The sequence below is a fragment of the Rhizobium sp. BR 315 genome (assembly GCF_050577975.1).
Classification (GTDB): Bacteria; Pseudomonadota; Alphaproteobacteria; order Rhizobiales; family Rhizobiaceae; genus Rhizobium; species Rhizobium miluonense.
In genome coordinates this window covers 1-576 of sequence record NZ_JARWKZ010000171.1, presented here as the reverse complement: position 1 = coordinate 576, position 576 = coordinate 1, and the positions used below count along the sequence as shown (strand labels likewise).

At 41.0% G+C, this 576-nt stretch carries 1 protein-coding gene and 1 pseudogene; both read left to right on the top strand.

Going from position 1 to position 576, the window contains the following annotated elements:
- The first annotated feature begins 82 nt into the window (after positions 1 to 82).
- Entirely contained in the window at positions 83 to 427 is a 345-nt protein-coding gene (gene uraH / locus QD409_RS35595) for a hydroxyisourate hydrolase (RefSeq protein WP_233313937.1), read from the top strand.
- A pseudogene (locus tag QD409_RS35590) lies at positions 397 to 576 on the top strand (hypothetical protein); the annotation flags it as partial. The gene uraH and the pseudogene QD409_RS35590, both read left to right, overlap by 31 nt.

Here is a 576-nt window from a genome sequence, read left to right as displayed (position 1 = left end):
ATATTCACTATCACTTTTTTTAGACTGGAAGGAGTCGTCCAAAAAGTGCTCGAAGCTTAATTGATAGAAAGGAGATTGTGAAATGAAGACAGGAATAACGACACATGTATTGGACCTGGTAAAGGGAGTGCCAGCAAGTAATATCCTTGTAGAACTGTGGAAATACAGCGGAGCGAATCAATCTGAGCTCATATCCAGCGGTTATACAAACGATGATGGCAGAGTCGAAACGCCGCTTTTGACGGAGCTTGTGCATGGAGAATATGAACTAGTTTTTTATGTAGAGGATTACTTTAAAAACGGAGAGATGCAAAACGTGTTTTTTCGAAGAATACCGATACGGTTTTTAGTGGCTGAAGGAGAGTCCCATTACCATGTGCCACTTCTTTTATCGGCATGGGGTTATCAGACATACCGAGGCAGTTAACGGTTTTTAATAAAGGAGGCAAGCGAATGGGTCAATATGATGTCGTCATAAAGGGTGGAATAATCGTATTAGAGACAGGTGAGATTCAAGCGGATATTGCCATTAAGGATGGTAAAATCGCAAATATCGCCACTGATATTGATATCGAC

Coding starts and splice junctions, on each gene's coding strand:
- uraH (WP_233313937.1), top strand. CDS start 83: ATGAAGACAGGAATAACGACACATGTATTGGACCTGGTAAAGGGAGTG.